5 protein-coding genes and 1 pseudogene are annotated in these 6,093 nt (G+C 35.8%); all 6 read left to right on the forward strand.

The features are described 5' to 3' along the window. Positions 1-183, forward strand: a pseudogene (locus tag BMW29_RS13705) (IS110 family transposase); the annotation flags it as partial. A 544-nt stretch (positions 184-727) separates the two neighbouring features. Next, positions 728-1,783 (forward strand): BMP family lipoprotein, encoded by a 1,056-nt coding sequence (locus tag BMW29_RS13710; protein ID WP_092654320.1) that lies wholly within the window; start codon positions 728-730, stop codon positions 1,781-1,783. A 310-nt stretch (positions 1,784-2,093) separates the two neighbouring features. Continuing rightward, the gene (locus tag BMW29_RS13715) at positions 2,094-3,674 is read left to right on the forward strand and encodes an ABC transporter ATP-binding protein (RefSeq protein WP_092654321.1); all 1,581 of its coding nucleotides are present in this window, start codon (positions 2,094-2,096) and stop codon (positions 3,672-3,674) included. 1 nt (position 3,675) lies between these two features. Next, on the forward strand, positions 3,676-4,743 hold the full coding sequence (locus tag BMW29_RS13720; protein ID WP_092654323.1) for an ABC transporter permease: 1,068 nt from the start codon (positions 3,676-3,678) through the stop codon (positions 4,741-4,743). A 1-nt stretch (position 4,744) separates the two neighbouring features. Then, positions 4,745-5,704 (forward strand): ABC transporter permease, encoded by a 960-nt coding sequence (locus BMW29_RS13725; protein WP_092654322.1) that lies wholly within the window; start codon positions 4,745-4,747, stop codon positions 5,702-5,704. Between the two features lie 195 nt (positions 5,705-5,899). Continuing rightward, a partial coding sequence (gene tnpA / locus BMW29_RS13730; protein ID WP_143047382.1) for an IS200/IS605 family transposase occupies positions 5,900-6,093 on the forward strand: 194 nt, incomplete at its 3' end.

A 6,093-nucleotide genomic window follows, 5' to 3' on the forward strand; every position in this document is an offset into this window, starting at 1 on the left:
AAGGCCTTGTTTTCTGCAGCTTTAGTAGCTTCACAACATGATCCTGTCTTGAAAGCTTTTTATGAGAAGAAACGTTCCGAAGGAAAACATCATCTCACAGCACTTGGCGCTGTCTCTAGAAAGCTCTGCTATATTATTTTTGCCATTTTAAAGAAAAATGAAGCCTATGAAATTCGGCAATAGAACAATTTAAATTATTGCTTAGCAAGGTCTATTTGTTGTGCACTTATTTCTATTATTCTGCTTACTCATTTTTCAGTATATTGGCTTGACTTTATATAGTTAGTCTTTCTCTTGTGGAAGATGTATACTTCTTTTTTAGGATCTAACCAAACTATACCATATGAAGCTCTCAATGGAAATAACTTTTAAGTGCTTGATATCTAAAAATAGCTCTGATTATAGCGATATTTTTATGATTCTATTTAAATTTTATGTAGATAGATACATTATGAGTAAATTCTCATCAAAATAAACAAAAGTAAGGAAATCGTATTATCTGTAAAATAAGCTAATAAAACCCTATAATTCAACGATATTAAAAAGAAAGCGCTTTATTTGTGAATGAAAAAACAAATAAAGTTTCGAATTATCGTGTTTTTAATGGATAAAAGAGTTTATTTTTTTATATAAAGATGATACAATGAACCCAGTTGGTGGCTTGAATGAGTCAGAAAATTAAACTCAAGTGCACTAATAAAACAATTTTTTTCAGGAGGGTTTTAAAGTGAAAAAACGTAGCCTAATTGGTCTTCTTGCACTTGGTGTGGGTGTAAGTATGACACTTGTTGCTTGTGGTGGTAACAAAGACAAAGATTCTAGCAAGGACAAAGGTGGTTCAGATTCTAAATATGCAGCTGCAATTGTAACTGACGTTGGTGGGGTTGATGATAAATCATTTAACCAATCTGCTTGGGAAGGTTTACAAGAGTGGGGCAAAGAAAACGATTTAGAACGTGGCAAAGGCGGATTTGATTACTTCCAATCAAATACAGATGCTGATTATATGAACAACTTAAACAATGCTGTTAAACAAGGTTACACAACAGTATTCGGAGTTGGTTATAAATTAACAGATGCCATCTCAGAAGTTGCGGGTCAACGTCAGGATACAAATTTTGTTATTATTGATTCAGTTGTAGAAGATCGTGATAACGTTGCTTCAGTTTTATTTAAAGACCAAGAAGCATCATTCTTAGCAGGCATTGCAGCTGCTAAAACATCTGAAAGTAAAAAAATTGGTTTTGTTGGTGGAATGGAAGGCGAAGTAATTGGTCGTTTTGAAGCTGGCTTCTTAGCTGGTGTTAAAGCAGTTGACCCATCTATCAAAGTAGATGTTGTTTATGCAGAAGCATTTGATGCACCTGAAAAAGGACAACAAATTGCGGCAGCAATGTATAACAATGGCGTAGATGTAATCTTCCATGCTTCTGGTGCAACTGGTAACGGTGTATTCAGTGAAGCAAAAGATATTATGAAAAATGATCCTTCTAAAAAAGTTTGGGTAATCGGTGTTGACCGTGACCAAGAAGAAGAAGGAAAATATGATGGTGGTAACGTAACATTAACTTCTACATTAAAAGGTGTAGGCGCTACTGTTAAAGATATCGCTAACCGTTCAAAAGATGGTAAATTCCCTGGTGGAGAAGTTATCTCTTATGGATTGAAAGAAGAAGCAATTGACCTAACAGAAGGTAACTTAACTGAAGATGTACAAAAAGCAGTAGATGAGTACAGAGAAAAAATCATCAGTGGGGATATTGAAGTTCCTGATAAACCTTAGTTTTGAGGTCTATGATTAACTTAAAGACTGTAAGACTGGATGAAAAACCAGTCTTGCAGTTTTTCTAGTTTAGGCACTTATTTAAGTCAATTCTTCATTTTGGGGAAGAATTGGTTTAAATAAGTAGATTGTAACCGCTTTTTCTTTTGAAAAGTTTAATAAAGAAAGAATGAAAAGGTTTGAATTTCCCTAAAGGAAAAAATAGTCTCTAAAAATCTTTTTATTTGTGTAGATGACAGCTCAGAAATAAAGTATAATGTAATGTATGCAAGCGTGTTCGTATCGTAACTTTAAAAGGAGTGAAATAATAATGGCAGAGGCAGATTATGTAATCGAAATGCTGGGGATCACCAAAAAGTTTGGCGATTTCGTTGCAAATGACAACATCAATCTACAAGTCAAAAAAGGTGAAATACATGCCTTACTTGGAGAAAATGGTGCTGGAAAATCTACTCTTATGAACGTTTTATTCGGATTATTAGAGCCGACAAGTGGCGAAATTCGGGTGAATGGACAAAAAGTGAATATTACAGACCCAAATACAGCCAATAAATTAGGGATTGGTATGGTCCATCAACATTTTATGTTGGTAGACAAATTTACAGTAACGGAAAACATTATTTTAGGAAGTGAACCAAATAAATTTGGTTTTATCAACAAAAAAGAAGCTACAAAAGAAATCAAAAATATTTCCGAAAAATATCAATTAAAAGTTGATCCGTCTGTAGTAGTACGCGATATTACGGTTGGCATGCAGCAACGTGTTGAAATTTTGAAAACTCTCTATCGAGGAGCCGATATCTTAATTTTTGATGAGCCAACAGCCGTGTTGACACCTCAAGAAATTGAAGAATTAATGAGTATTATGAAGTCGCTCGTTAAAGAAGGCAAATCAATTATTGTCATTACACACAAATTAGATGAGATTAAAGAAGTGGCAGACCGTTGTACTGTTATTAGACGTGGTAAGTATATTGAGACAGTTGATGTTGCTACGACAACCCAACAGGGATTGGCTAATTTAATGGTTGGTCGGAATGTACTATTTACAACTGAGAAAAAAGCTGCTGAGCCAAAAGAAATCGTTTTAGCAGTGGAAGATTTAGTTGTGAAAGAGAGCCGTGGCTTAAATGCGGTGAATCAGTTGAGTTTAGAGGTTCGTGCTGGAGAAGTACTTGGTATTGCAGGAATTGATGGAAACGGTCAAAGTGAATTGATTCAGGCAATTACTGGTTTAGCAAAAGTATCAGCTGGAACCATTAAGCTAAATGGTCAAATGATTAATAATTTGCCACCAAGAAAAATTACACAAGCTGGTTTAGGACATATTCCAGAAGATCGACATAAATTTGGCCTCATTTTACCGATGTCCTTGGCGGAAAATATTGCCTTACAAACATACTATCAAAAACCTTTAAGCAATCATGGATTTTTGAATTATAAAGAAATTAATCAATTTGCACGTGAACGCATTGAAGAATTTGATGTGCGAACAGCAAATGAATTGGTACCAGCTAGTGCTTTATCAGGTGGTAACCAACAAAAAGCAATTATTGCAAGAGAAATTTACCGCAATCCCGATTTATTGATTGCTGCACAGCCAACGCGTGGATTAGATGTTGGCGCGATTGAATTTATTCATAAACGTTTAATTGAACAAAGAGATAATGGCAAAGCAGTCTTACTCATGAGTTTTGAATTAGAAGAAATTCTCAATGTTTCAGACCGTATTGCTGTGATGTATGAAGGAAAAATTGTTGCAGTTGTTGATCCTAAAGAAACCAATGAGCAAGAGTTAGGACTACTAATGGCTGGTGCCAGTTTAGCACAAGCTCATGCTGTTGAAGAAGGAAAAGCAACAGCAGAGGAGGTCACTACTCTTGACAAATAGTATGAATGGTAAATTAAAAGGTGTCATTGTTGCCTTACTTTCTGTTATTTTAGGTTTAGTAATGGGTGCAGTGATTATGCTGGTTTCAGGACATGATCCAATCGCTGGCTATAGTGCGATGATTCAAGGCTCATTTGGTGATTTAAGTTATTTTGGTGAAACCTTGAGACAGTCAACACCATTGATTTTAACCGCCTTGGCGTTTGCTGTAGCAAGTACAGCTGGTTTCTTTAATATTGGTATTGAAGGACAATCTTTATTAGGCTGGTTAGGTGCTGTTTGGTGTGCCTTAGCATTCCCTGATCTACCAAAATTTATTTTATTACCTGCTTGTTTAATTGTAGGTGCTTTATTTGGTGCTTTTTGGGCAGGAATTGCTGGGATGTTAAAAGCCTTCTTTAATACAAGTGAAGTCATTATTACCATTATGTTGAATTATATTGCTTTATATCTTTCGAACTTTGTGATTCGTGACATTATTACAGATGGGAAAGATGCGACACCAATCATTCCAGATGCAGCTAGCTTACGTTCACCTGGTTTAGAACAATTAACCGATTATTCCCGTTTACATTATGGGATTATTATTGCCGTTTTAATGTGTGTCATTGTTTGGATTTTAATGCAAAAAACCACAACTGGTTATGAATTACGTGCTGTTGGGATGAACCCATTTGCTTCACAATATGCGGGAATGAGTACAAAACGTAATATTATCTTAGCAATGGTCATTTCAGGTGCCTTAGCTGGTTTAGGTGGCACAATGGAAGGTTTAGGAACCTTTAAAAATATCTTTACACAAAATAGCTTACCTGGTCTTGGTTTTAATGGGATGGCTGTTTCCTTATTAGGTGGCGGTAACCCATTTGGAATTATTGCTGCAGGTGTCTTGTTTGGCGCTTTGAAAACGGGTGGTTTATTGATGCCAACAGAAGCTGGCGTTCCAGAAGAGTTAGTTGATATTGTGATTGCTTTAATTATCTTCTTTGTTGGAGCAAGCTATTTAATCACTTACTTGCTAGATAAATTGCCAGCTAAAAAAAATGCTTTAAAAGAAGGGGGAGAATAACGTGAACCTAGTTTCTACATTATCAACGGTATTTTCTTCAGCATTACTTTTTGCTGCACCACTCATTTTCACCGCACTAGGTGGAACTTTTTCTGAACGGAGTGGAATTGTTAACGTTGGTTTAGAAGGGATTATGACAATTGGTGCTTTCTCAGCCATTGCCTTTAACTTAACTTTTGCAGATACATTCCAAAGTGCAACACCTTGGATTGCCATGCTTTTTGCTGGAATTGTTGGGATTGTTTTTGCACTATTTCATGCTGTAGCAACCGTTAATTTACGTGCAAACCATATTGTCAGTGGTACCGTATTGAACTTAATGGCACCAGCATTAGCAATCTTTTTAACCAAAATGATGTTTGATGGCAAAGGTCAAACAGCTATTATTAACTTTAACTTTGCTAAAGTAGATATTCCATTCTTAAGTAGTATTCCTGTCGTTGGAGAAATTTTATTTAAGAGAACCTCATTGCTAGCTTATATTGCGATTATTGTGGCAATTATTTCTTGGGTTGTTTTATATAAAACTAAATTTGGCTTACGTTTACGTTCAGTTGGTGAACACCCACTTGCTGCAGATACATTAGGCATTAATGTTTATAAAATGCGTTATGCAGGTGTCTTACTTTCTGGATTCTTAGGAGCAATTGGTGGTGCTGTAATGGCACAATCAATTACCTTGAACTTTGCTCATTCAACGATTTCTGGACAAGGATTTATGGCACTTGCTGCGATGATCTTTGGGAAATGGAACCCGCTTGGTGCCATGGGCGCTGCCATCTTCTTTGGATTTGCCCAAAGCTTAAGTGTCATTGGTAACTATATTCCATTCATTCAAGATGTGCCAAGTATTTATCTAAAAGTAGCACCTTATGCCTTAACAATTATTGTTTTAGTTGGCTTTATTGGGAAATCAGAAGCACCTGCTGCTGATGGTGAAACCTATATTAAAGCAAAATAAGACGATTTGCCTCTCTAGGACAAGGAAACATTTTGTTTCCTTGTCCTATTTTTTTGTATCTTTTGAAAACCACGAGCTATGCTTGTGGTTCAGTAGAGCTTCAAGCGGTGTCTCAGGGTTTTAAGAAACCTCCCAAAATGCTAAAGTTAGATTGGTTCGTCAACCACTAACAAAAGATTAAGGGAGGAATATCCAATGAAGGACAAAGCCAGTTTAGCACACACAAAGTGGAAATGTAAGTATCATATAGTATTTGCACCAAAATACAGAAGACAAGTGATTTATGGAAGATTAAAAAAAGACATAGGAGCAATATTACGTCAGCTATGCGAAAGAAAAGGAGTAGAAATACTGGAAGCAGAAGCTTGTATAGATTATATTCATATGTT

Source organism: Isobaculum melis, assembly GCF_900111355.1.
GTDB classification, from domain to species: Bacteria; Bacillota; Bacilli; order Lactobacillales; family Carnobacteriaceae; genus Isobaculum; species Isobaculum melis.